We start from the raw sequence: 25745 nt of genomic DNA on the forward strand, positions 1-25745 counted from the left end.
AGAGTTTTATTGAGTCTTTTTACCTTCAGTTTTATGGCGATACATCTCTAGATCTACTTCATGCAGGATTTCTGAGACGGATCTGGCTGTATCGCTATATGTAGCCATGCCAATACTTAAGCTAACTGGGTATCCGGAGTCACTCATCGTCTGATCAACTGTTTTAACAATGTCACCACATATCTGATGCATTTGTTGCTGATCTACCTTTGATGCAACAATCAAAAACTCATCGCCGCCCAAGCGGAAAAACATAACATTCTCGACTGTAAATTCCATCAAGGTATGTGCGATCTTTGTCAAAACTTGATCGCCTACCAAATGTCCTCGAACATCATTAATTTTTTTGAAGTCATTTACGTCAATCAGCGCGACAGAAAATACTTCCTGGGCCTCTTCTAGCCTTGCAATCGCCTGCTCTATCATGATGCGAGCCCAGCGCCTATTCCACAAACCCGTTAATGAATCGGTATTCGCTAGAAGATTTACGCGCAGTTGACTACGTCTGAGCGACCTGGCAAGCCACATGATTAATAGGGTTGCCAGAAAACGAATGGCAATGTTTAATACTTCTATCTTGGTAAAGAAGACGGGGAAATAACCATCCCTAAAAAGAAAGTAATTTTCAAATAAGGTAGCGATAATCAGAGCTGCGATGACTACCTTCATTGACTTCGCATTTAATGCAATGATTGCTGCAGGAAATAAGTAGAGCAAAACCAATCGGTAATCATCGGGCGATAAGACATCGATCATTAAAATCACTAACAGCAAACCAAATCCAAGCAGCACGGCAATTTTTGGCTTGATCCCGAATAGACTTTCGATGTTATTCAATTGTGTCACTCTCGGTCCACCCAAGTGAGCGAATGTGCAGCTACCGGCGTTAAGCGATAAAGGTAGGTCGATCTTGGAGACACCATGAATCCGTTGAGGTCGTAAAGAAAAGTTTTTCTTCGAGCCGCCAAATTATGTTTAACCAACTTGCTAAAGTCTCGACTTAATTGAGGGCAGCGTGGGTATTCATTAGGGCGATAAAAGACTTTTGCGCCGGTTGCTTTTGCATATTCCACGATGAGGTCAGGGCTGCACTCCTCCAGGCCGGCTGGCTGGTGCCTCAATCGATTTAAAAGCCAACGGTAACGGTGTTTAGACGTCATGGGTGGCATATTAGCTTAAGAGCTAATACTTTACTAAATTCTATGCCTATTTTTAGTGCAGACCTTGCTCCTGAGCCTTAAAACAAGGGTGGGTAGAACTAAAGCCCTAGCTCTTGAGGGCTATTAAATACTCTTTTTGACCCATCCATGGGGTCAATAAAGGCTATTTCTTTGGCCAGCAGCTGTAATGGCCTTGAAAAGTCCAAATCATATTTTTGATAAGGGGTAAGCATGGGGTAGATCTGATCATGCTTGATGGGGATATTGAGAGCATTGAGATGGCAACGTAGTTGATGTTTTTTTCCACTACCAGGGGTGAGTCGATATTTAGCCCATGATTGATTTGCCTCTATGATTTCAATCAAGGTATCTGTGTTTGGCTCACCCTCAACTTCTTGCATCTGCAGAAAATGTTCTGATTCCTGAATTCGACTTTGATAAGTCATTGGAAGTTGCTTCTCTAATTCTGCAGAGTATGGTGCTATTGCTTCATACACTTTTTTGACCGCTCTATCCCTGAATAAATTTTGGTATTGAGCTCGCTCACTAGGGTTCACTGAAAAAATAACCAGCCCTGCTGTGTCACGATCAATTCGATGAATCGGGCTGAGCGTTTGTATGCCTGTTTTTTTCTTAAGTCGGTTTAGCAGTGTTTGATGTAGATATAGTCCGCTTGGCGTCACTGGTAAAAAATGGGGTTTATCTGAAACCAGAATATGTTTATCTTGATAGAGAATCTGCTCTTCAAATGGAATCCCTGGCTCACGAGTCAGCCTTCTGAAGTACAACAAGTGAGTATTGGGCCTATAGGCATCACTTGCCCTCAGGGCATGGCCTTCTTGATCGAGAATAAGCCCTTCATGAAAGCGATCGATCCACTCTACTTCGGTAATATGCGGGAACTGAGCAATAAAGAATGCCAGTAAATTCAGATAAGTCTGCTCAGCAGGCAAATACACCCGCGATGCTGAGACTCCTTCTGAGTTAACTTGCATAAAGCTCCATAAACTAATGCCTAGAGCTTGCTATTTTAAATGACTCCCTACGTTATTGAATGCGCAGCCAATGACGTCTCTGAATTGTCTTCTAAGCAGCAATCAATATATCCCCTAACTCCATCTTTTCCCACCAAATAAAGGGTAAAAGATAAACTGGCTCACCAGCATCCTGAAGAATTTCCAGCGCCCCGTCATTGGTCTTGTTAGCTTCATACTTTCCAGGATTTAGAGGTCTGCAGCCATTATCCGTACCGTCATTACAACGCATTCTGGCAATAATATTACGAGTGATATAGACGACCATATTTCCCCCTGATTAAAGTGCTGACTGAATGTGGTTGCGAACTACTGGATAAATCTGACTTTCCCAGCGCTTACCATTAAATACACCGTAATGGCCGACTCCTGCCTGTAGGTGATGTGACTTCCTGTATCCAGGCAGGCCGGAACAGAGATCTTGCGCTGCTAAAGTTTGGCCAATGCCACAGATATCATCTCGCTCACCTTCAACGGTGAGTAGAAATGTCTTCTTAATCAGCTTTGGATTCACTAACCTACCTTGGTATGTCAAAGTTCCATTAGCTAGATCGCGATCCATAAATACTTTTTTAATGGTTTCCAAGTAGAAAGGTCCTGACAAATCCATGATTGCAAAATATTCTTCATAAAAATCATGAATCACATCCGCCTTCTCATCGTCACCATTAACGCGATACTCATATAGCTTTCTGAAGGACTCTGCATGGCGATCGGGATTCATACTCATAAATGCCATGAGCTGCAAGAAACCTGGATAGACTTTCCGTCCAGTGCCATTGAATTGATTTGGAATAACCCCGATAAGCTTTTCTTCAAACCAAGACATGGGTTTGCTGGTAGCTAATTCATTGACCTTTGTTGGGCTTTGACTGACGTCAATCGGCCCAGCCATCAAGGTCAAGCTCGCTGGGACATAAGGACTCTTATCTTCTGACATGATGGCTGTGGCTGCTAAGCAGGCTACTGTTGGCTGACATACCGCCATCAGGTGGGTTTGCGGTCCGATCACTTGCAAGAAGTTAATGATGTGCTCGACATAAGCATCGAAGTCAAAGTCACCACAGCTCAATGGAATGTCACGAATGTTCAACCAATCAGTTACATAAACTTCATGATCAGTTAGAAGTGTCTTAATGGTTCCCGCTAACAAAGTTGCAAAGTGTCCTGACATTGGAGCAACTAAGAGGATTTTAGGCTGACCAGAAATATTGGGCTTTGAGAATCGAATTAAGTTACAAAAATGCGTTGAGTAAATTAACTCCTCTGTAACAGGCTGGTCTACCCCAAATGAATCTATGACAGATTGGATTTTAAAATCAGGTCTTGTATGCGTAAACCCAAGCAAAGAAATTTGCTCATAGTGCGCAGCCAATCGCTGCATAGGGTTAAGAGAAAAGTTTCCAAACCAATTAGTAGAGACGCGCTCTGACGCTTTTGCAAACATCCGAACCGGATTATGCAAATTAGCAAAGGTTTGATAAGCTTTGTACATCATCTATGGGCACCGCTTTCTATATGACGCAATGCTCGTTCTGTGGTTTTGAGTGCTGGGTCAAATACCCTACTCAAAGACACATCATTGGCAATAATGGCTGCGGTTTGTGCTGCACGTGCTGCAACGATGGATAAATTCACGAAACCAGCAACATTAAAAGTTTTGAGAAGGTCGGGCAACTCTTCGTCGCCTGAAGCAACTTCACCAGCCTCTATCTTTTGATAAAGCTCGCGGTAATAACTCTTCATACCATCGAGCTCCTCAGCAATCGCCATAATCTGCTGAAACAAGACCGCAAAGTCTGATGCCAACGCATTGCTTTTGACTACTTCCATGGAGTTACCCCTGGGACCTCGGCTGGAGCAACAGAAACCGGGATAGTTTCAAAGTCCGCAGGGCCCACTATCTCGAGATACTCCATATCTGGCGAATAGTCGAAGAGGAAGTGGGTAATGCCCGGCATTTGATGAACAACATCGCCCGCCTCAACCAAGGTGACCCTATCTTCATACATAAACTTGGCCCAACCTTTAGTCATAACGACAATTTGGAACTCTGCTACGTGATAGTGCCAGCCGGTACCATTCTCTGGGGGTTTATTGGCCTTCACGAGATGGGCAATGACCTTACCTTTGGTTGCTTTAGCGACACCCAAATCTTTATAGAGAAAAAAATCCCTAAGGCCGCCTGGTAAAAACTGAGTATCGGCAGGTTTTACATGAGAAAACTCGGTATCACTTTTAAATCTTACGGGTGCGTTCATTTTTAAAACTCCACTTCAAGTTCTTCAATGTCATCGGGTTCTTCGAGGGCGCCCATCACCCATTCCTTCATCTCAGGCATCGCCATGATGTGCGTGCAGTAATCCTTGCTCGCCTTGTCCAGCTCTACGTGATAAGTCAAGAATCTTGTGACCACTGGCGCAAACATGGCGTCAGCTAATGTGGGCTCCTTGCCAAATAAGAAAGGTCCACCGTATGTTGTTAAGCAGTCCTGCCAGATGACTAGGACGCGATTAATATCAATTTGCGCTTTTGACCAAACCTTGAATGACTCAAACTTTGCTTTGACATTCATAGGCAAAGAAGCGCGCAAGGCAGAGAAACCGGAATGCATCTCGCCACAGATAGACCGACAATGCGCTCTTGCTACCGGATCCTTGGGTAACAAATGGGCTTTAGGGTTTAATTCATTAAGATACTCGCCGATGGCCATGGTGTCCCATACTTTGCAGCCGTCATGATCTAAACGAGGAACCAGAATGGATGGTGACAAGAGTAAGAGTTCAGCCCGGTTATCCACATCATCCGGATGCACCTGCACTTCCTGGAAAGGGAGGCCAGAAAGCTTGAGCATCAGCCAACCGCGCAATGACCATGAAGAGTAATTTTTGCTACTAATCGTCAAGGTAGTCTGCTTAGACATAAGAGCTTTCAAATGAGGTACAACTACAACTTATTCCCCCTGAAATAGAGATGGCTTGCTAAATGCCCTGTTTTTGACGGGTTGTACCCAAATCCGGGCATGCTTGGCTTTTACGCACCCATCTTGTGCGCCGCAATAATGCACCCTTGTGGTGAACTTATAGACTTTGAGTCATGTCTATACACGCCGCCCTACACCACGTCACCGAATATATATATGACCGCCCAGTCAAACTGGGACCGCAGGTAATTCGTCTGCGACCGGCACCTCACTGCCGCAGCCATATTCTTTCTTACTCTCTCAAGATTGAGCCTGAAGGTCATTTCATTAACTGGCAACAGGATCCATTTTCAAACTATCAAGCGCGTTTGGTTTTTCCTGAACCAACAACACGCTTTAAAGTAACGGTCGATCTTGTTACGGAAATGGCCGTATACAACCCATTTGATTTCTTTTTAGAGCCGGATGCTGAAGACTACCCCTTTACCTACAGCCAAGATCTGAAGAAAGAGTTGCGCCCTTACCTAGGTAAAAAGCGAAATGATGGCATCAACAAATACTTCAAAACGGTTGATCGCAGCAAGATGCGCACGATCGATTTTTTAGTTGCGCTCAATCAAAAAGTTCACAAGGATATTAGCTACACCATTCGAATGGAGCCTGGAGTTCAGACCCCAGAAGAGACATTAAAACTTCGCAGTGGTTCTTGTCGCGATTCTGCTTGGTTAATGGTGAATCTCTTGCGTCTTTGCGGACTCGCGTCGCGCTTTGTTTCAGGCTATCTCATTCAGCTCAAGCCAGATGTGAAAGCGCTGGATGGGCCGAGTGGAACAGAGGTAGATTTCACCGACTTGCACGCCTGGTGTGAGGTGTATTTGCCAGGTGCAGGATGGATTGGTTTAGACCCGACTTCGGGCCTATTTGCTGGCGAAGGCCATATTCCTGTTGCCTGCACACCTGAACCTTCAGGTGCAGCCCCGATTGAAGGTGGTGTTGACGAATGTGAAGTGCAATTTGCTCACTCCATGGAAGTCACTCGCATTTATGAAGCGCCCCGAGTAACCAAACCGTACACCGAAGAACAGTGGCAAGCGATTGTCGATCTGGGTCATCAAGTTGATAAGCAATTGGTTGCGGGCGACGTTCGCTTGACCATGGGTGGTGAGCCTACTTTTGTATCCGTTAATGGGCGCGATGAACGTGAATGGAATGTAGATGCATTAGGACCAACAAAGCGGGGTTACGCAACCGATTTAGTAGAAAAACTGCGCAAAGAATATGGCGATGGTGGCTTCCTTCATTTTGGTCAAGGCAAATGGTATCCAGGAGAGCAACTCCCTCGTTGGGCTTTGTCAATCTACTGGAGGGCTGATGGACAGCCTATCTGGAAAAACCCAAAACTATTTGCCGATGAACGCCACCCTACGAACTACACCAGCAAAGATGCTGAGAAATTTGTCTACACACTTTCCAAAAAATTAGGTTTAGCGGATAAATTTATCGAACCCGCTTATGAGGATGTTTTCTATTACCTCTGGCGGGAATCCAAGTTACCTGTCAACGTTGACCCCTTCAAATCAAACCTAGACGATGAGATGGAGCGCACTCGCTTAAAGCGGGTCTTCACGCAGAAATTAGATTCCGTGGTGGGCTACGTCCTCCCTATCGAAGCGAATGAAGGAAAGAACTATCTAGACACCGCTTGGAAAACGGGTCCCTGGGAATATCGTGATGATCGTCTCTATCTGCTACCAGGTGACTCCCCCATGGGCTATCGACTCCCCCTGGAGTCCCTACCCTGGGTTAGTAAAGCCGACTACCCTTATCTCATTGAGCAAGATCCATTTGCTCCCAGGCCGCCTTTAAATAGTCAAGCGTCAATTGTTCATCAACAACAACCCGCTCGTAAAGAATTTCCAGCGTCTGGCAAAACGATTTGGAGTCAGTCGCAAGAAGTAAGACATCCAAAACGTCAAGAATCAGCTGCATGGGTTACCAGAACAGCGATGTGCGTAGAAGCACGTGATCCAATGCGCTCCAATGGACCTAAGGCTGAGAATGAGCATGGCGGTAAGTCAGGCGTGCTGTATGTCTTTATGCCCCCACTCGCTCGTCTTGAAGACTATCTCAATTTACTGGAGGCGGTAGAAGCTACTGCTGAAGAGCTTCAGTTTCAAATTGTGCTGGAGGGATATACCCCACCACGCGACCCACGCTTGAAGTTGTTACAGGTGACACCAGATCCAGGCGTTATTGAAGTCAATATTCATCCAGCCCATAACTGGGGGGAGCTAGTTGAGCATACGGAATTCTTATATCAAGCTGCTTTTCAATCTCGCCTTTCTGCTGAGAAATTTATGGCAGATGGCCGCCATACCGGCACAGGTGGTGGCAATCACTTTGTAATGGGTGGTGCAACACCGATTGATAGCCCGTTCTTACGTAAACCTGAGCTCTTGGCCAGCCTGATTTTGTATTGGCACAACCACCCGAGCTTGAGCTATCTCTTTAGCGGCATGTTTATTGGACCAACCAGTCAGGCGCCTCGAGTGGATGAAGCACGTAATGACCAAATCTACGAATTAGAAATCGCATTGAAAGAAATTCACGAGAATCGCAAGAAGTTTGGCCAAAGCATGCCGCCGTGGCTGGTCGATAGAACTCTACGCAATATCCTGATTGACGTCACCGGCAATACGCATCGCAGCGAGTTCTGTATTGATAAGATGTATTCACCAGATAGTCAAACGGGTCGCTTAGGCTTACTAGAATTGCGTGCTTTTGAGATGCCTCCACATGCGCATATGAGTATTGTTCAGCAATTACTCATTCGCGCCTTGATAGCTCGTTTCTGGGATAAGCCTTATGAGGCACCAATGACGCGCTGGGGAACTGAACTCCATGACCGCTGTCTCTTGCCAACATTTATCAAAATGGACTTTGATGATGTCATTCAAGAGATGCAAAAGCACGGTTACGACTTTCAGCCGGAGTGGTTTGCACCTCACCTTGAGTTCCGCTTCCCGCTCATTGGACAATTGCAAACTATGGGCACAGAAATTACCTTACGCAATGCACTTGAACCATGGCACGTTATGGGTGAGGAAAATGCGGCGGGCGGTACTGCACGTTATGTTGACTCCTCACTAGAGAGAATTGAATTACGCGTTACCGGCTTAAATCAAAGCCGCTACACCATCACCTGCAATGGCGAGCCTTTGCCACTTCAACCAACAGGAGTTGCGGGAGAGTATGTAGCAGGCGTTCGTTATAAGGCCTGGAATCCTCCATCTAGTCTGCATCCGAGTATTGGTATCCATGTTCCATTGATTTTTGATGTGATCGATACCTGGAATAAACGCTCTGTGGGAGGTTGCCAATATCACGTTGCCCACCCTGGGGGCCGAAACTACGACAACCTCCCTATCAATGCCTATGAGGCAGAGAGTCGCCGTCTTTCCCGCTTCTTTAGGATGGGTCATACCCCAGGAACTATTGAAGGGGCTCTGGCGAATATTGACCTCCCGGCTAGTAAGGAATTTCCATTTACGCTGGATATGCGGCGGTGAGACAATAGTTTGTGGATAACGCTCAGACCCATTCTTTGAAAGACGCCAGCAACCCTTCGCTGTTGGAGGATATCAACCGCCTATCACCCACACCCAAAGAGGGACACTTTGATGAGTTACGAGGGAAATCGGCGGCGCTACTGCCCGAATGGCAAACTTTTTTTGAATCTCTTGGCCCCTCTGGGTTAAGCGATCTTGATCAACGCACCCAAGAACTCAACAGGCAGATTCGGGATAACGGCATTACATATAACGTCTATGCCGACGAGTTTGGGCCGCAGCGCCCTTGGTCAGTAGATTTATTCCCGCTCCTCATTAGCCCTGATTCTTGGCAAAAAATTCAGTCTGGAGTTTTGCAGCGAGCGCGCTTACTCGAAGCGATTATGGCGGATGTGTATGGGCCGCAAAATTTGTTGAAGGAAGGATGGATTCCACCAGCATTAATTCATGGACACCCTGGTTACTTGCGCTCCATGCATGGCGTCGAGCTGAAAAACAGAAAATATCTTCACATCATGGCTTTTGATTTAGCCAGAGCGCCTGATGGATCATGGTCAGTACTGTCTCAACGCACCCAAGCACCTTCTGGTCTTGGCTATCTTTTGGAAAATCGCAATCTGATTACAAGGCAATTTCCCAAAGCATATGAGCTCATGCAGATTGCCCCGCTAGCCAATGCCTATAGGGACTTAATCGATGCATTGAAGCTTGAAAGTCCAGCAGGTGCTAATGCCCATATTGCCCTTCTTACTCCAGGACCTTATAACGAGACCTACTTTGAGCACGCCTATCTCGCTCGTTATCTCGGCCTAACTTTGGTTGAGGGTGGTGACTTAACCGTACGCGACCAACATTTGTTTTTGAAAACGGTACGCGGTTTAGAGCCTGTACATATTTTGCTTAAGCGTTTGGATGATGAGTTTTTAGATCCATTAGAACTGCGCTCTGATTCCACTCTAGGCGTCCCCGGTCTATTGCAAGTGATACGCGCTGGTAATGTTGTACTGGCAAATGCTCCTGGCTCAGCTTTCCTAGAATCCCCCGCTCTACTGGGATTCTTACCGGCGATTAGCGAACGACTTCTCAATGAAAAAGTTCAGCTTCCAGCAATGGATACCTGGTGGTGTGGTGAACGCGCTGCATTAGAGGCTGCTATTCCAAATTTAGGGCATAGTGCTATTAAGCCAACCTACCCTAATGGCACGGGTCATCAAAATTATGAATCCGCCCTAGGTTGCGATCTGAATCAGGCCCAATTAGATGAATGGGTGGGTCGCATTACGCGCCAGCCAGATGAACACACAGTACAAACCTACATCCCGTTGGCACAAATGCCAACCTGGTTAAATGCTTTTAACCTCAATGATGCGTCTTTGATTGAGCCCCACTCTTATATGTTGCGAGTCTTTGCCTTGAGTGATGGTCCTAATGGCTGGCAAGTATTACCTGGTGGACTTGCCCGTATCGCAAGCACTGATTCAGGTATTGCCTCGATGCAACGGGGCGGTAGTAGTGCGGATGTATGGGTTCAAAGCCCGCAGCCCTCCCAAGAGCAAGGACAACAAACTCAGCACCCGATTCAAGCCCCTGAAAAAGTGATGCGCAAGCGCTTGGTTACCAGCCGCGCAGCTGAGAATCTCTATTGGTTTGGGCGCTATACCGAGCGCAGTGAAAATATTCTGCGCTTAGCCAAGCTTTATCTTGAAAATATTAATAGTGAATACACCCCTTCCCGGTCATTATGGTCTTGGTTAGAAAACCTATGTCACCACTACGGGCTTGTGCCTGAAGGTGTACCAAGTAATTTTGACCAGAGTGATATGCGTCACCGAATTTTTGAGCGTACTTTAATTAACTCTCTCAATGCCAGCGACAGCGTCACCAGCGTGGGCTACAACCTGAACGCCATGAAACGCACTGCCTCTAATGTGAGAGAACGACTCTCCCCGGAACAATGGAGCACTATCAATCATTGCATTGAGCAATTTCAGTCTGATTGCCATAAAGCCAATACCTTTAATGATTTTTCCGCTTCGCTCGCTATCGATGCTTTAAATGGCGCGAGTAGCTGCTTGGCGGCGATAACCGGCGCCCAAACTGACCGTATGACACGTGATGACGGCTGGCAACTACTTTCAATTGGAAGGCATATCGAGAGGCTCGCCTTTCTAACAAACGCATTAGACTCAGCTATCGTTTCTGGCTTACTTAACAATCCAAATACAGATAGCTCAGGTTATACCGCCCTACTCAATTTATTTGATAGCACGATCACCTTTCATGCGCAGCATCAACAAAGTCGCGAGATAGCTCCTTTAATTAGCTTACTGGTGATGGATGATGAAAACCCACGTTCCCTGGCCTGGGTTAGCAAAGCGCTCCGCGCCAGACTCTCTAAACTTGCGGGCACCGAGCGAAATAACCCGGATGAGTTAACTCGTAGCGTCATTAATCTACTAGATTACGACTTATATATCCTATCGACTGCCGATGGGTTTGGCAATCTCCCTAACCTAAGAAATTGTTTGAGTAATTGCTCGCAATCCGCCTGGAATGTTTCAGATGCAATTAGCGCACGCTATTTCAATCTGATTCACTCTAATGAATACAGTATCCAAATGTAATGCGCCATTTATGTTGCTAGAAATTACCCACGATACCCATTACTCTTACGATCCTGATGTAGAGATTGCGCAGCATTTTGCTCACCTCAAACCAGCAGATCTAGAAACACAACGAGTATTAAAGTCCGAAGTTCAGGTGAGCCCGAGGCCTTCTTGGAGCGAAGAAAATCGAGATAGTCATGGAAATGTTTGCACCTTCTTTTCTTTGCAGAATAGGCACAGCGAATTACTCATTACAGCCAAATCACTGATCGAGACTACAGCTACTGAATATGGCCCTAAGCCCCAGGAAACTGCACCCTGGGAGCTGGTACGTGAATACTTCCGCTATCACTCCAATACCCAATGGGATGCCGCCTCAGAATTTTTATTTACATCTCCATTCATTACTTTAAGACCAGAATTCGCAGAATTTGCGAGGGCCAATTTCACAGCTGGTAGACCTATATTAGATGCTGCAATTGATTTAATGAAACGCATCTATAGTGAATTTCATTACGTTAGCAAAAGTACCGATATCAACACCCCTGCACTAGAGGCGCTGAATAAGCGAGAGGGGGTATGTCAGGACTTTGCACATATTTTGATTTCAGCGCTCCGCAGTATCGGCATCCCCGCAAAATATATGAGCGGCTATATTCTGACTAATCCTGCACCCGGTCAAGCAAGACTGATTGGCGGAGATGCTTCGCATGCTTGGGTATCGGTTTATGTTCCTAGCATGGATGAAAGCAGTATTTTAGGTAAGGGCATTTGGTGTGATCTAGATCCAACCAATAATCGCTGGGGCTACGGAACTCCTGGGGAAGATTATGTTCACTTGGCTCAAGGAAGAGATTACTCAGATGTCTCCCCTATTCGCGGGGTGATCCATGGCGGAGCAGATCATACGCTAGAGGTAGCGGTAACGGTGATGCCCATTAACTCTTAAGGCACCCTTCTTTCTCCCCAATAATAAAACCGCCCGAAGGCGGTTTTATTATTTGAAGCGTGCATTACTTTCGACTTAGTCTGCGTAAATACCTGCAGCCTTAATGATTGGTGTCCATAAATCAATCTGCGCCTTCAGATGCTTTTTCAAGCCTTCTGGAGTAGCGCTTGCTTGAGATGGAATCTCAACACCCAACTCCGCCATGTGTTGTTTGTAAAGTGGATCCTGAATAGCCCCTTGCAGTGCCTTGGCCAACTTATCCATCTCTGCTTTTGGTGTGCCCTTAGGAGCATAAACACCATGCCACACTTTCACTTCAAAGTTTTTTAAGCCCTGCTCATTGAGAGTGGGAATCTTTTCAAAGGCTTTAATGCGCTGCATGGTGGTTGTGCCATAAGGCTTCACCGCATTAGTTGCCAACTGACCTGAAAGATTGGTTGTTTGATCACACATCAATTGCACCTGACCACCGATCAAATCGGTCAAGGCAGGCGCAGTGCCTTTGTATGGAACAGTCGTCAAATCCAGCTGAATACGGCTCATAAAGAGCAAGCCGCACAAGTGGCTAGCGGAACCTACGCCCGCATTAGCGTACGCAATCTTACCTATGTTTGCCTTCATATAAGGTAGAAGTTCTTGATAGTTCTTAGGAGGCAAATCTTTATTACCAACCAAAATCATTGGTACATCGGCAACCTGGCCAACGTATTCGTAATCGGTCATTGGATCAAAGCCCAAGTTCTTATACAAAGCTGGGGCTGTAGACATGCCAATATGGTGAATCAGTAATGTGTAACCATCATTCTTAGAATTAATGACACGTTTAGCCGCAATCGTGCCACCAGCACCAGGACTGTTATCCACAATGACTTGGCCTTTGAGCTGCTTACCCATTGCTAAAGCCAGCTCACGAGCTACTTTATCGGTTGGACCGCCAGCCGAGAATGGCACCACTAAAGTAATAGGGCGATCGCCAGGGAAATCAGCCGCCTTTGCAGCAGAAATACTGACGCCTAATGCACACAGCGAAATCGCTGCAATGCGGAAAATTGATTGGGACATTTTCACGGTAATCCTTGTCATTCTTGGTTAAACATACAAAGCAATAGTTTAGAGAATTTGCCACCCCAGCAGGGGAAAATTCTCTAAAAAATGATTATTTCTTCAGCTTGCCAAAGGCGGCTGCCATTGCATTATTCATTGGGGGCGCTTGCCTTCTATCTTCATGCGGCTTTCTGTTTTCAGGCTCTCTAGGACGATTAAGAGCCCTTTGATCAGGCTTGGAGCCCTCTCTTGGAGCTTCATCTGTCAAACGCATTGTTAGCGCGATGCGCTTACGCTTTTCATCCACTTCCAGCACTTTAACCTTCACTACCTGTCCAGCCTTAACCACGCTATGGGGATCTTTTACGAAGGTATTAGATAAAGCAGAGATATGCACCAAGCCATCTTGATGTACACCAATATCGACAAAGGCCCCAAAGGCGGCAACGTTAGTCACTACGCCTTCTAAAATCATATCCGTCTTGAGGTCGCCAATTTTCTCGACACCATCTTTAAAAGTTGCAGTAGTGAATTCGGGGCGCGGATCTCGACCAGGCTTTTCTAATTCTTTAATGATGTCAGTAACAGTAGGTAGACCAAATTGACCATCAGCATACTTTTCTGGTGAAAGTGACTTCAGCAAGCTGGCATCGCCAATCACTTCTTTTACGCCTTTCTTAATATCCTTCAGAATCTTTTCTACCAAAGGATAAGATTCAGGATGAACTGCAGAAGCATCTAATGGATCATCACCATTCATGATGCGCAAGAATCCAGCAGCTTGCTCATAGGTTTTATCGCCGAGTCGCGGAACGCTCTTGAGATCGGCTCTCGATTTAAATGCACCCTTGCTATCGCGATAGGCCACTATCCCTTCAGCCACTGTAGAGCTTAAACCAGAAACTCTTGCTAGCAAGGGGGCTGAAGCCGTGTTCACATCAACACCGACAGCATTTACGCAATCCTCTACAACCGCAACTAATGATTTAGCCAACTGGGTTTGCATCACATCATGCTGATACTGGCCTACGCCAATCGATTTAGGATCAATCTTGACCAGTTCGGCTAATGGATCTTGTAATCTTCGGGCAATTGAAACGGCACCGCGCAATGAAACATCCATACCCGGTAATTCTTTTGAGGCGTATTCAGACGCAGAGTAAACAGAGGCACCCGCTTCAGAAACAACAATCTTGGTGAGTTTGAGTTCTGGCTTAGCCTTAATCAGTTCTTGGGCTAATTTATCAGTCTCGCGAGATGCAGTACCGTTACCAATCGAGATTAAGGTGGCATTGTGCTTCTCAGCTAATTTAGCCAAGGCAAACAATGAACCAGCCCAATCATTTTTTGGTTGATGCGGGTAAATTACTTCGGTGTCCACTACTTTTCCAGTGGCATCCACTACGGCCACTTTCACACCAGTGCGCATGCCGGGGTCGAGACCGATAGTTACCCTTGGGCCAGCAGGCGCTGCCAGCAAGAGGGCTTTAAGGTTGCGAGCAAATACATTAATTGCTTCAGTTTCTGAGCGCTCACGTAACGCTGTCATCAGCTCAGACTCCAAATGGAGTGAACACTTAATGCGCCAAGTCCAGCGAACAGTATCGGCTAACCAAGCATCGGCAGGTCGCCCCTCGTTTTTGATCTTGAAGTGATTGGCGATCCGGTTTTCACAAGGATTGTGGGGAGAATCCCATTTTGGCTTTTCTTCTTCAGTATCTAGGCGCAGGTTGACCATTAACATCTGTTCCCGACGACCCCTGAATAAAGCTAAGGCACGATGAGATGGAATGGCTTTAATCGGCTCAGAGTAATCAAAGTAATCAGCGAACTTCTCTCCCTCTTGCTCTTTACCAGCAATCACTTTGGATTCGACTACACCGTGATCTTGTAAGTATTCTCTGAGAGATTGCACCAATGCTGCATCTTCTGCAAAGCGCTCCATGAAAATTTGACGCGCACCTTCAAGCGCAGCCTTGGTATCTGCAACACCAGGATTATCTGTCCCGTCGACCTGAAACGCATCCTTCAGATACCTTGCAGCCTCTGTTTCAGGATCAAGCTTGGGGTTATTGAGCAGATCATTTGCCAATGGCTCTAAGCCGGCCTCTAAGGCAATTTGCGCCTTAGTCCTTCTCTTAGGTTTATATGGCAGGTAGAGATCCTCCAAGCGAGTCTTATCCTCTGCCAACATGATGGCCTTCAGCAACTCTGGCGTCATCTTGCCCTGCTCCTCAATGGAGGCAACGATTGTCTTGCGGCGATCCTCTAGCTCACGAAGATAGCTAAGACGTTCCTCTAATAAACGTAACTGCGTATCATCCAAGCCACCGGTAGCTTCTTTACGATAACGAGCGATAAATGGCACTGTAGCGCCCTCATCCATCAAGGCTATAGCAGCAGCTACTTGAGCGGGTTTAGCAGCTAGTTCTTGGGCAAGACGTTGTTCAATCGATGGCAGCATGTATATCTAGTTTTATTTATTTAACTTACAAATGGTTAATTTATAGTTTTGATTTCAATGAAGAACAAAAGCCACCCGGAGGTGACTTTTGTTGTGTAGCTGGAAAGAGCTTACTCGCGAGATGCTTTCTTACGATCATGCTCTTTCAGGTGACGTTTACGGATACGTACGCTTTTCGGCGTTACTTCAACCAACTCATCATCACTAATGAATTCAACCGCATACTCCAAGGTCAAATCAATTGGTGTTACCAAGCGAACTGCTTCGTCAGTACCTGAAGAGCGAACGTTGGTTAATTGCTTACCCTTAATTGGGTTAACAACCAAGTCATTGTCACGACTATGGATACCAATAACCATTCCCTCGTATACAGGATCACCATGGCTAACAAACATACGACCACGATCTTGTAACTTCCAAATAGCGTAGGCAACTGCTTCGCCATCATCTTGACTAATCAATACGCCATTATGACGTTCACCCAAGATGCCATCTTTCGCTGGAGCATAAGAATCAAATGTGTGACTCATCAAACCATTACCGCGAGTCATGGTCATGAAGTCACCTTGGAAGCCAATCAGACCACGTGCAGGAATGCGGTACTCAAGACGGGTGCGGCCTTTGCCATCACTCACCATATCTTGCAACTCACCCTTACGCTTACCCAAGTCTTCCATCACAGAACCTTGAGTGGCATCTTCTACGTCAACCGTTAAATTCTCATACGGCTCCATTTTGACGCCATTCTCTTCATGAAAGACAACGCGTGGACGGGAAACTGCCATCTCATAACCTTCACGACGCATAGTCTCCACCAAGATGGTGAGATGCAACTCGCCACGACCTGATACTTCAAATACGGTGTCGTCATCAGTTTCTTTTACGCGCAGAGCCATATTGGCCTTTAATTCGCGGTCTAAACGCTCACGAATTTGACGGCTAGTTACAAACTTACCTTCACGACCAGCTAATGGACTAGTGTTCACCATAAAGTTCATGGTCAAGGTTGGCTCATCAATCTTGAGCATTGGTAATGGATCTGGCTTATCAACCGCACATACTGTTGTGCCAATGGCCAAATCTTCAATACCATTGATGAGGGCGATATCACCAGCAACTGCCTCGTCAACGATTTCTCGCTCGAGACCTTTAAATTTCAATACTTGGTTAATACGGCCTTTGAATGGCGTGCCATCGGGACCATTCATGCAGACCACTTCCATGCCTGACTTCACGCGGCCCCGGCTAATACGACCAACACCGATCTTGCCAACATAGCTGTTGTAGTCAATTGAAGAAATCTGGAATTGCAATGGGCCTTCTGCATCGTCATCACGCACAGGAACGTGCTTCAGAACAGCATCAAACAAGGGGCGCATAGTACCTTCACGCACATCTTCTGACTCTCCTGCATAACCATTCAAGCCTGATGCATAGATCACTGGGAAATCTAACTGCTCTTCAGTTGCGCCAAGTTTGTCAAACAATTCAAAAGTTGCGTTGATCACGTAGTCGCAACGTGCGCCTGGACGGTCAACCTTATTAATCACAACGATTGGCTTCAAACCTAATGCCAAGGCTTTCTTGGTAACGAAGCGGGTCTGCGGCATTGGACCTTCAACCGCATCAACCAAGAGCAATACACCGTCAACCATCGAGAGAACGCGCTCTACTTCACCACCGAAGTCCGCGTGTCCTGGAGTATCAACGATATTAATATGTGTACCGTCATATTCCACTGCACAGTTCTTGGACAAAATAGTAATGCCACGCTCTTTTTCCAAGTCGTTTGAGTCCATGACGCGTTCGGTCATTTTTTCATTTGAGCGGAATGTGCCAGATTGGCGCAAGAGTTGGTCAACCAAGGTAGTTTTTCCGTGGTCAACGTGGGCGATGATGGCGATGTTACGAAGTGCGCGTTTGGTCATGTGAAGCTTCTTGAGTTAAAGATAAGTAAAAGGGTTATAAATATTAATTAATTAATGGGCCTGCGAAATTAAGCGCTTTGGATGCAAAACACCAGAACGCCAATCAGCAGTACCAATAAAGTTATGAGGAGCAGCAGTCGCGCGATAAATGCGTACCAATGCTTCAATGGAAGGTAAGTTCAGAGGAACACGCTGTCCCATTTCAAGACGTTTAGCCTGTTGCTCATCCACTGTTAAGTGTGGCAATGTCTGTAGCAAGGCATCAACAGGCAATATGTAGTCAGCACTATTTTGCAGGCCGCTTTGTATCGCTTCAATCGTAAAGGACTGCTCAAGATTGAGATGCCCCACTTCGGTTCGGCGTAATCCCACCAAATGGGCGCCACAACCTAGGGCATTACCAATATCTTCTGCCAGAACACGAATATAGGTTCCTTTGCTGCAGCTAACTTCTAAAGTGGCTTCTGGCCAAGCAATGTCAGTCCAGCGAATGGCGTGAATGGTGATATCTCGTGGAGTGCGCTCTAACTCAACACCTGCGCGAGCGTATTCATATAAAGGCTTGCCATCACGCTTGAGTGCGGAATACATTGGCGGCACTTGAGATATTGGCCCCGTAAATTTTGGAAGTAAAGCATCTAATGCAGATTTGATTTCACCTGCACTTGCAAATACAGGCAATGGCAACTCTTCAATGATGAGACCTTCAGCATCGCCAGTATCAGTGCGTGAGCCGAACTTTACTCGAGCGATATAAGACTTATCTGCTTCAAGCAAATCTTGTGAATACTTGGTTGCTTCGCCTAAGCAGATAGGCAATAAGCCAGTCGCCATTGGATCCAAAGTACCAGTATGACCAGCCTTGTCAGCATTAAAGGCGCGCTTGACTGCAGTAACGGCACCCTGTGAACTCATTCCAGCAGGTTTGTCTAGCAGCACTACGCCGTCGATCCGTATTGACATGAACTATTTAGTCTCGTCTTTGTGGTCGCTGCTGCGATCACTATCAACGGCTTGATCGATCAATCGAGACATTTCTATGCCATGCTCTACTGAGCTGTCATAGTGAAAATGCAAGGTGGGTACGGTATGAATATGCAAACGCTTAAACAAGAGTGAGTGCAAATACCCGGCTTTTTCTTGAAGCGCTTTTAAAGCATGCTCAGGCTCAGCGCCCAAAACCGTAAAGAACACTTTGGCATGGGCCAGATCCGGTGTGAGCTCAATACTTTGTAAAGTAATCAAGCCCAAACTCGGACTACGCAATTCACGAGGAATAAGTTCGGCCAGGTCTCGCTGAATTTGATCGGCGAGACGCTGGTTACGATGCGGACTAGTTTTATGCATTTTGCTTAGAGTGAACGTGCAACTTCAGTAACTTCAAATACCTCAAGCTGGTCACCTTCTTTAATGTCGTTATAGCCTTTTAATGACAGGCCGCACTCAACACCGGCACGAACTTCTTTAGCATCATCTTTGAAGCGCTTGAGAGAGTCCAGTTCACCAGTCCAAACAACGACGTTGTCACGCAAGAGACGAACACTAGATGTGCGCTTGATAATTCCATCAACCACCAAGCAACCCGCGATAGCGCCAACCTTAGATACCAAGAAGACTTGACGAATCTCAACGAGACCAGTGATTTCTTCTTTCTTATCTGGAGTCAGCATGCCGCTCAGGGCCAACTTCACTTCATCCACTGCGTCATAAATAATGTTGTGATAACGAATATCCACACCATTGTTTTCAGCCAGCTTACGAGCCGCTGCATCAGCGCGGGAATTGAATCCAAAAATAACCGCTTTAGAAGCAACTGCCAAGTTCACGTCAGTTTCAGTAATGCCACCAACACCTGCGTGAACAATTTGTACCTTCACCTCTGGTGTAGAAAGCTTCATCAATGACTGTGCCAAAGCTTCTTGAGAACCTTGTACGTCAGCCTTAATAATCAACGGTAACAACTTAGCTTCAACCGCACCTTCTTCCATGTTTTCCATCATGGTTTCAAGCTTAAATGCCTGCTGTTTAGCCAACTTCACATCACGGAACTTACCTTGACGGAAAAGTGCAATCTCACGAGCCTTACGCTCATCAGGAACCACTTGTACTGACTCACCAGCTGCAGGAACATCTCCTAAACCTTGAATCTCAACTGGGATAGATGGGCCCGCTTCATTACATGGCTTACCGTTTTCATCCAACATGGCGCGTACGCGACCGTAAGTTGAACCCGCTAACAACATATCGCCACGTTTTAAAGTACCCGACTGAACCAATATGGTTGCAACAGGACCCTTACCTTTATCCAAACGCGCTTCAATTACCAATCCTTGTGCTGGCGCATCTTTAGGGGCCTTGAGCTCGAGGATTTCTGCTTGTAACAAAACGTTTTCAAGGAGAGCATCAATACCCTCACCTGTTTTTGCGGATACTGGAATAAATGGCACATCGCCACCGTACTCTTCAGGAACCACTTGTTCTGCCACTAATTCAGTTTTAACGCGCTCAGAATTGGCTTCTGGCTTGTCAATCTTATTAATAGCCACAACAATAGGCACACCACCTGCAAGCGCATGGTGAATTGCTTCTTTTGTTTGCGGCATCACGCCGTCATCTGCCGCAACAACCAAGATCACAATGTCCGTTGCCTTGGCGCCGCGAGCGCGCATTGCCGTAAAGGCTTCGTGACCCGGAGTATCTAAGAAGGTAATCATGCCGCGTGGAGTTTCCACATGGTATGCACCAATGTGCTGAGTAATGCCGCCAGCCTCACCGGTAGCCACTTTGGCCGCACGAATCTTATCGAGCAAAGAAGTTTTACCGTGATCAACGTGACCCATCACTGTAACTACTGGTGGACGTGGCAACAACTCTGCATCGTGACCATCGGTACCAAGATCTAAATCTGGATCATCTAATTTCGCAGCAAAAGCCTTATGGCCCATTTCTTCAACAAGAATCATTGCGGTATCTTGATCAAGCACTTGATTAATGGTGACCATTTGACCCATACCCATCAGCAACTTAATCACTTCCGCACTCTTCACTGCCATTGCATGAGCTAACTCAGCAACAGTAATGGTTTCTGGTACGTGAACATCACGCACTATGGCTTCTGTTGGTACTTGGAAGTTGGTATCTACGTTCGCCTCAGCAATTTGACGTTGCTTCTTACGACCACCGCCTGAACGCCAACCACCAACACCACCAGAAGAATCGCCGCGAGTCTTTAGGCCGCCAGGTTTCTTAGCGCCCTCTTCTTGCCAAGTGGATGATGTCTCAGAAGATTTAATAGTCTTGCCACCAACTTTGGCAACAGCCTTCTTCTTATCATCAGCACCTTCAACTTTTGCAGGTTTATGCAAAGTGCCTTTTTTCGCTTCTTCAGCAGCAATTTCACTAGGTGCTTTGAGAACACGTGCAGGAGCGCTCATCATGTCGCGGATTGCTAAAGCCTCAGCTTCAGCCGCAGCACGACGAACGCGAATATCTGCCAATTCTTTTTCTTTGCTAGCAGCCAAATCTTTAGCTGCTTTATCTGCTGCCGCCTTTTTCTCTGCTGCCGCTGCGGCAGCATCCGGCGCTGTATCTACAGGCGCCTCTTCTTTAGCAATTACTGGAGCTGCAACTTCTTTTTGACGTGCTTCTTCGGCAGCTTTCATTTCCGCTTCTTGGCGAGCCAACAACTCAGCTTGGCGTGTTGCCTCTGCCGCGCGTTTTTCCAACTCCTCTTCGGAAATAACGGGTTTAGCTGGTGCTGCTGGAGCAACTTCTTTAGCCGCTGGAACTGGAATCTCTTCAGGCGCCTTATCACCGGCCTTAACGAGCACACGCTTTTTACGAACTTCAACCTGCACAGTGCGAGTACGTCCAGCAGAGTCTGCTTGACGAATTTCTGAGCTCTCACGCTTGATTAAAGTAATCTTTTTACGCGCGCCAGTGTCTGCACTGCCGTGCTCTTTTTGCAAATGCTCAAGCAGGACAGTTTTGTCCTTTTCGGTAATGCTATCGTCCTCAGAACCTTTTTCGATACCAGCCGCCTTCAACTGCTCCAAGAGGTCTGGCGCGGTACGTTTTAATTCTTTAGCGAGTACTTTTACTGTTGTTGCCATGCACTACTTCCTCTCATGAAGTAAACCAATGTTCGCGCGCTTTCATGATGAGCGTTTTCGCAGTTTCTTCGTCAATTTGTGTCGCCTCAACCAGCTCATCAACAGCTAATTCAGCAAGGTCGTCACGGGTATGTACCTGATTGTCAGCAAGCTTAGCAATCAGTTCTGTGGTCATTCCTTCCAGGGAACGCAAGTCTTGTGACACTTCGCCGATACGCTCTTCTTTTGCCAACTCCATAGTTAACAAAGAATCACGGGCGCGGGTACGCAACTCATTCACAGTATCTTCATCGAATGAATCAATCTCTAACATTTCAGACAATGGTACGTAGGCCACCTCTTCTAATGTATTGAAACCTTCTTCAATCAAAATATCAGCCACTTCTTGGTCGACGTCCAACTTGTCCATAAACAATTGACGTACAGAAGAAGCTTCTTTTTCAGTTTTCTCAGCAGACTCTTCAGGGGTCATGATGTTGATCTGCCAACCAGTCAAATCACTTGCCAAACGAACGTTTTGTCCACTGCGGCCAATAGCGATTGCCAAATTCTCTTCATCAACCACTACATCCATCGCATGACGCTCTTCATCAACCACGATTGATGAAACTTGAGCTGGAGCCAAAGCACCAATTACAAATTGGGCTGGATCTTCAGACCACAATACGATATCCACTGCTTCGCCAGCAACTTCATTACGAACCGCAGTCACACGGGTGCCACGTACGCCAACGCAAGTGCCAATTGGATCGATGCGCTTGTCATAAGTAATAACCGCAATTTTTGCGCGGATACCAGGATCACGGGCAGCGCCTTTGATCTCTAATAAACCCTGCTCCATCTCAGGAACTTCGTTCTCAAACAACTTAATTAAGAAGTCTGGGCAAGTACGGGAGAGTTCGATTTGTGGGCCACGTGCTTCACGATCCACCTTAAGGATGTATGCCCGCACACGGTCGCCAGAACGTAAGTTCTCTTTTGGAATCATTTGATCGCGGCGGAGCAATGCTTCAACACGACCAGATTCAATAATCAGGCCATTCTTGTCAGCACGCTTCACGGTACCAGTCATGACTTTTTCGCCACGCTCAAGGTAGTCGTTCAAAATCTGTTCACGCTCAGCATCACGAATGCGCTGCAAGATCACTTGCTTAGCAGCTTGTGCGCCGATACGACCGAAGGCTAAAGATTCGATTTGCTCTTCGATGTAGTCACCAACTTCCATGTCGGCGAGTTGCTCTTGGGCTTCAAATTGCAGAATCTCTTTGTCCGGCTCTTGCAAACCAGCTTCATTGGGCACAACCAACCAGCGACGGAAGGTTTCGTATTCACCAGTTTCACGATCAATCGCAACACGGATATCCACATCTTCTGTAGCGTAGCGCTTCTTAGTCGCAGAGGCTAAAGCCATCTCCAACGCTTCGAATACGATCGCTTGATCAACGTTCTTTTCACGCGCTAACGCGTCTGCCAACATGAGAACTTCTCGGCTCATGACTTTCTTCCTTTGAAATCAATAACAGGGACCAACCGAGTCTTATCGACCTCGGCTAAAGAGAACTCCAATTGAGAGGGCTGACCATCAGCACCCTCAAATACCAAACCAAACTTTGCATCTGGTGAATTCAATTCACCACTCAGCAAACCTTGCAACTCACCACGAAAATTCTTGCGACCGCCAGCTGCAACGCGCAATTTCAAATCCACTTGCATTCCAGCAAAGCGCTCATAATCAGCGGCACTTTTCACTGGACGATCCAGTCCTGGAGATGAAATCTCTAAACGCTCATAAGGAATGTTTTCAACTGGCAAGGTGTAACTCAACTGATGGCTCACCTTTTCGCAATCCAAAACAGAAATCAAGCGTTCGTAATCTGGGTTTTCAATCGTGACGCGCAGCAATCCACCGGCTTCACGCTCTATCTCAACTAGCGTGTAACCCAAGTTTTCCAGCTCTGCAGAAATAACCTGCTGATCTTTCACGACGCCCCTTCATACCAAAATGGCAAAAAAAAATGGGCTTCAAAGCCCATATTCTCGAAATTCAGAACAGGCCGACTTACGTTGATCGCAACATCAGTCGGTAACCACTAAAAACAGCAGAATACTGCTGTAAGACCAAAATTATAGCCTATTTGGCAGAAAACTGATACAAATCAGAAGCTTTCGCCCGGATTACGGGGTTTTCTAGGTCCTTTATTGAAGGGTTTGCGCCCTTTTGGTGCGCTACGCTTAGGTCCATTTCCAGGACTCTGAGGATTGCCTGTCACAAAAGCGGACTGCCCGTGGTGAACTTTGCTGCCTTTACTGCGGTTTTGGCCCTGACCGCCTTGACCACCCTGTCCGCCTTGTCCACTGCGACCACCTTGACCGCCCTGACCAGGTCTGCCGCCTTGAGTGCGCCCACGGAATGGCCCGCGCCCCTCGCTAGAACCGCCGCCGCCAGCCGGTTTGCCACCCCTACCTTGATGCGTTAGGCCGTTATGGCCACTAGCAAGGGTTAAAGCATCACGGGAACCCCAATAAGAAACCGAGGTTTGCATTGGATCCGGTTGGAAATCTTCACCCATCGGGCGACGATCACGATTATTGGGATTCGGGTTGCGGCCCTTGTCTTGTGGCTGTGGCATTTTTAAGCCAGCAGACTTCATCAAGTTATAAATACCGCCCGCCTCAATCTCTTCCCATTTGCCACGTCTTAAACGTGGAGGCAATAAGAAAATACCGTAACGAGTTCGGATCAAGCGAGATACTACATGACCAACCGCCTCAAACATACGACGCACTTCGCGATTACGACCCTCACTTAATGCAACGTGATACCAACGATTAGCGCCTTCACCACCGCCCATTGCTAGACGTAAGAATTTAGCTTGGCCATCATCGAGCGTAATGCCACTCTTTAATAGTGAAGTATTTTCTTGGCTCAAGTCACCTAAGATGCGCACGGCGTATTCACGCTCAACACCATAACGGGGATGCATTAAGCGATTTGCTAACTCACCAGAAGTGGTAAACAATAAAAGACCTTCGGTATTAAAGTCTAATCGACCTACCGCGATCCAGCGTCCTTGACGCGGCTTTGGCAAACGATCAAATACGGTTGGACGACCCTCTGGATCTGACTGGCTAACGATCTCACCTGCAGGCTTGTGGTACATGATCACGCGCGGTGGCTTAGTCTGAATCTTGCGATGTACTGGCTTGCCATTGATGCGCACTTGATCGGTTGGTCCAATGCGCTGACCAATATGTGCTGGTAATCCATTCACCGATACGCGCCCTTGAATAATCAAGTCTTCCATATCGCGACGGGATCCCATACCAACATCAGCTAATACCTTGTGCAACTTAACGGTATCTTCATCATCAGCATCATCATCCAAACCATCGAGGTCAGACCAAACTTCATCACGCAAACTGAGTGGGAGATCATCAACGTTGGCAAACTGCAGACTACTCATTTCCTCATCCGTTGGCGCATCTGAATCTTCATCCTCGCGTGAACGTTGTGCACGTTGTGCGCGACGCTCTGCACCAGTTTGATGAGATACCTCGTTCTCATTCACACCATCGGGATTTTTTAATTCCTCAACTTCAGGAGCATCTAAAGCGGCGTCAAACTCACCAGAGACAACTGAAGCAAACAAAGCCTCACTCTCAGCTAGATTGGGAGCTAATTTAGAAGATTGGTTATTACCTTGATTGTTACCGCCTTCGCGCGGACCATTGGCATCGCCACCTTCGCGGCGTGGCCGATCTTTGTTAAATGGGCGTTTCTTATTAAACGGGTGTTTACCGCCTCCAGCACCCTGGCGACGTGGGCGGCGTTCACCGCGCTCTCCACCTTCAGACTTTTGGCCATCTGAGTTCGATGGCGCAACGTCTGCATTAGAAGGGGTTGCCGATGGATTTACTACCGGGGATGAATCGTTTTCGTTAGAGCTTGTCATTAA

The 25745-nt window shown here is 46.7% G+C and carries 20 protein-coding genes; 3 read left to right on the plus strand and 17 right to left on the minus strand.

The features are described 5' to 3' along the window. Nucleotides 1-6 precede the first annotated feature (6 nt). From VC188_RS06075 to VC188_RS06110, 8 genes are all read right to left on the minus strand, one after another. A complete protein-coding gene (locus VC188_RS06075; RefSeq protein ID WP_323483367.1) occupies nt 7-846 on the minus strand; it encodes a GGDEF domain-containing protein in 840 nt (279 codons plus the stop codon). Then, on the minus strand, nt 843-1160 hold the full coding sequence (locus tag VC188_RS06080) for a hypothetical protein (RefSeq protein WP_323483368.1): 318 nt from the start codon (nt 1158-1160) through the stop codon (nt 843-845). Before VC188_RS06080 ends, VC188_RS06075 begins: the two co-directional genes overlap by 4 nt. A gap of 98 nt (nt 1161-1258) precedes the next feature. Further along, nucleotides 1259-2155 (minus strand): pseudouridine synthase, encoded by an 897-nt coding sequence (locus tag VC188_RS06085; protein WP_323483369.1) that lies wholly within the window; start codon nt 2153-2155, stop codon nt 1259-1261. A 91-nt stretch (nt 2156-2246) separates the two neighbouring features. Continuing rightward, nucleotides 2247-2462: a hypothetical protein gene (locus VC188_RS06090; protein WP_323483370.1), complete on the minus strand. Its 216-nt coding sequence runs from the start codon at nt 2460-2462 to the stop codon at nt 2247-2249. Between the two features lie 12 nt (nt 2463-2474). After that, entirely contained in the window at nt 2475-3692 is a 1218-nt protein-coding gene (locus tag VC188_RS06095) for a polyhydroxyalkanoate depolymerase (protein WP_323483371.1), read from the minus strand. Further along, on the minus strand, nt 3689-4027 hold the full coding sequence (locus VC188_RS06100) for a hypothetical protein (RefSeq protein ID WP_323483372.1): 339 nt from the start codon (nt 4025-4027) through the stop codon (nt 3689-3691). The genes VC188_RS06095 and VC188_RS06100 overlap by 4 nt, the downstream gene beginning before the upstream one ends. After that, complete coding sequence (locus VC188_RS06105; RefSeq protein ID WP_323483373.1) at nt 4018-4455, minus strand: cupin domain-containing protein; 438 nt, start codon at nt 4453-4455, stop codon at nt 4018-4020. The genes VC188_RS06100 and VC188_RS06105 overlap by 10 nt, the downstream gene beginning before the upstream one ends. Nucleotides 4456-4457: 2 nt before the next feature. Then, nucleotides 4458-5117 (minus strand): glutathione S-transferase family protein, encoded by a 660-nt coding sequence (locus VC188_RS06110; RefSeq protein WP_323483374.1) that lies wholly within the window; start codon nt 5115-5117, stop codon nt 4458-4460. A gap of 173 nt (nt 5118-5290) precedes the next feature. Between VC188_RS06110 and VC188_RS06115 the strand changes: the two genes are divergently transcribed. The 3 genes from VC188_RS06115 to VC188_RS06125 are packed head-to-tail and all read left to right on the plus strand — an operon-like array spanning nt 5291 to nt 12241. Then, nucleotides 5291-8686 (plus strand): transglutaminase family protein, encoded by a 3396-nt coding sequence (locus VC188_RS06115; RefSeq protein ID WP_323483375.1) that lies wholly within the window; start codon nt 5291-5293, stop codon nt 8684-8686. 11 nt (nt 8687-8697) lie between these two features. Further along, the gene (locus tag VC188_RS06120) at nt 8698-11310 is read left to right on the plus strand and encodes a circularly permuted type 2 ATP-grasp protein (protein WP_323483376.1); all 2613 of its coding nucleotides are present in this window, start codon (nt 8698-8700) and stop codon (nt 11308-11310) included. Then, on the plus strand, nt 11288-12241 hold the full coding sequence (locus tag VC188_RS06125) for a transglutaminase family protein (RefSeq protein WP_251368444.1): 954 nt from the start codon (nt 11288-11290) through the stop codon (nt 12239-12241). Before VC188_RS06120 ends, VC188_RS06125 begins: the two co-directional genes overlap by 23 nt. Before the next feature lie 75 nt (nt 12242-12316). Here the strand turns inward: VC188_RS06125 and VC188_RS06130 are convergent, their stop codons facing one another. The 9 genes from VC188_RS06130 to VC188_RS06170 form a co-directional block, all read right to left on the minus strand. After that, nucleotides 12317-13303 carry a tripartite tricarboxylate transporter substrate-binding protein gene (locus tag VC188_RS06130; protein WP_215320106.1) on the minus strand — a complete coding sequence of 329 codons (987 nt, stop codon included), beginning with the start codon at nt 13301-13303 and terminating at the stop codon, nt 12317-12319. Nucleotides 13304-13397: 94 nt separating this feature from the next. Further along, nucleotides 13398-15749 carry a Tex family protein gene (locus VC188_RS06135; RefSeq protein ID WP_323483377.1) on the minus strand — a complete coding sequence of 784 codons (2352 nt, stop codon included), beginning with the start codon at nt 15747-15749 and terminating at the stop codon, nt 13398-13400. Between the two features lie 110 nt (nt 15750-15859). Next, complete coding sequence (gene typA / locus VC188_RS06140; RefSeq protein ID WP_072583488.1) at nt 15860-17677, minus strand: translational GTPase TypA; 1818 nt, start codon at nt 17675-17677, stop codon at nt 15860-15862. Between the two features lie 51 nt (nt 17678-17728). Further along, nucleotides 17729-18640 carry a tRNA pseudouridine(55) synthase TruB gene (gene truB, locus VC188_RS06145; RefSeq protein ID WP_323483378.1) on the minus strand — a complete coding sequence of 304 codons (912 nt, stop codon included), beginning with the start codon at nt 18638-18640 and terminating at the stop codon, nt 17729-17731. A gap of 3 nt (nt 18641-18643) precedes the next feature. Next, nucleotides 18644-19024: a 30S ribosome-binding factor RbfA gene (rbfA, locus tag VC188_RS06150; RefSeq protein ID WP_072583486.1), complete on the minus strand. Its 381-nt coding sequence runs from the start codon at nt 19022-19024 to the stop codon at nt 18644-18646. A 5-nt stretch (nt 19025-19029) separates the two neighbouring features. After that, on the minus strand, nt 19030-21789 hold the full coding sequence (gene infB, locus VC188_RS06155; RefSeq protein ID WP_323483379.1) for a translation initiation factor IF-2: 2760 nt from the start codon (nt 21787-21789) through the stop codon (nt 19030-19032). A gap of 13 nt (nt 21790-21802) precedes the next feature. Beyond that, on the minus strand, nt 21803-23284 hold the full coding sequence (gene nusA, locus VC188_RS06160; RefSeq protein WP_215320118.1) for a transcription termination factor NusA: 1482 nt from the start codon (nt 23282-23284) through the stop codon (nt 21803-21805). Continuing rightward, nucleotides 23281-23772 carry a ribosome maturation factor RimP gene (gene rimP / locus VC188_RS06165; protein WP_215320120.1) on the minus strand — a complete coding sequence of 164 codons (492 nt, stop codon included), beginning with the start codon at nt 23770-23772 and terminating at the stop codon, nt 23281-23283. The genes nusA and rimP overlap by 4 nt, the downstream gene beginning before the upstream one ends. 173 nt (nt 23773-23945) lie before the next feature. Further along, complete coding sequence (locus VC188_RS06170) at nt 23946-25742, minus strand: pseudouridine synthase (protein ID WP_215320122.1); 1797 nt, start codon at nt 25740-25742, stop codon at nt 23946-23948. Nucleotides 25743-25745 lie beyond the last annotated feature (3 nt).

The sequence above is a fragment of the Polynucleobacter sp. MG-28-Ekke-A2 genome (assembly GCF_035012985.1).
Taxonomy (GTDB): Bacteria; Pseudomonadota; Gammaproteobacteria; order Burkholderiales; family Burkholderiaceae; genus Polynucleobacter.

What these genes read in the sequence shown, in the direction of transcription:
- nusA (WP_215320118.1), bottom strand. Translation starts at nt 23,284, where the DNA reads ATGAGCCGAGAAGTTCTCATGTTGGCAGACGCGTTAGCGCGTGAAAAG.
- VC188_RS06125 (WP_251368444.1), top strand. Translation starts at nt 11,288, where the DNA reads ATGAATACAGTATCCAAATGTAATGCGCCATTTATGTTGCTAGAAATT.
- VC188_RS06090 (WP_323483370.1), bottom strand. Translation starts at nt 2,462, where the DNA reads ATGGTCGTCTATATCACTCGTAATATTATTGCCAGAATGCGTTGTAAT.
- infB (WP_323483379.1), bottom strand. Translation starts at nt 21,789, where the DNA reads ATGGCAACAACAGTAAAAGTACTCGCTAAAGAATTAAAACGTACCGCG.
- VC188_RS06115 (WP_323483375.1), top strand. Translation starts at nt 5,291, where the DNA reads ATGTCTATACACGCCGCCCTACACCACGTCACCGAATATATATATGAC.
- typA (WP_072583488.1), bottom strand. Translation starts at nt 17,677, where the DNA reads ATGACCAAACGCGCACTTCGTAACATCGCCATCATCGCCCACGTTGAC.
- VC188_RS06080 (WP_323483368.1), bottom strand. Translation starts at nt 1,160, where the DNA reads ATGACGTCTAAACACCGTTACCGTTGGCTTTTAAATCGATTGAGGCAC.
- VC188_RS06105 (WP_323483373.1), bottom strand. Translation starts at nt 4,455, where the DNA reads ATGAACGCACCCGTAAGATTTAAAAGTGATACCGAGTTTTCTCATGTA.
- VC188_RS06170 (WP_215320122.1), bottom strand. Translation starts at nt 25,742, where the DNA reads ATGACAAGCTCTAACGAAAACGATTCATCCCCGGTAGTAAATCCATCG.
- VC188_RS06130 (WP_215320106.1), bottom strand. Translation starts at nt 13,303, where the DNA reads ATGTCCCAATCAATTTTCCGCATTGCAGCGATTTCGCTGTGTGCATTA.
- rbfA (WP_072583486.1), bottom strand. Translation starts at nt 19,024, where the DNA reads ATGCATAAAACTAGTCCGCATCGTAACCAGCGTCTCGCCGATCAAATT.
- VC188_RS06110 (WP_323483374.1), bottom strand. Translation starts at nt 5,117, where the DNA reads ATGTCTAAGCAGACTACCTTGACGATTAGTAGCAAAAATTACTCTTCA.
- VC188_RS06095 (WP_323483371.1), bottom strand. Translation starts at nt 3,692, where the DNA reads ATGATGTACAAAGCTTATCAAACCTTTGCTAATTTGCATAATCCGGTT.
- VC188_RS06100 (WP_323483372.1), bottom strand. Translation starts at nt 4,027, where the DNA reads ATGGAAGTAGTCAAAAGCAATGCGTTGGCATCAGACTTTGCGGTCTTG.
- VC188_RS06135 (WP_323483377.1), bottom strand. Translation starts at nt 15,749, where the DNA reads ATGCTGCCATCGATTGAACAACGTCTTGCCCAAGAACTAGCTGCTAAA.
- VC188_RS06085 (WP_323483369.1), bottom strand. Translation starts at nt 2,155, where the DNA reads ATGCAAGTTAACTCAGAAGGAGTCTCAGCATCGCGGGTGTATTTGCCT.
- truB (WP_323483378.1), bottom strand. Translation starts at nt 18,640, where the DNA reads ATGTCAATACGGATCGACGGCGTAGTGCTGCTAGACAAACCTGCTGGA.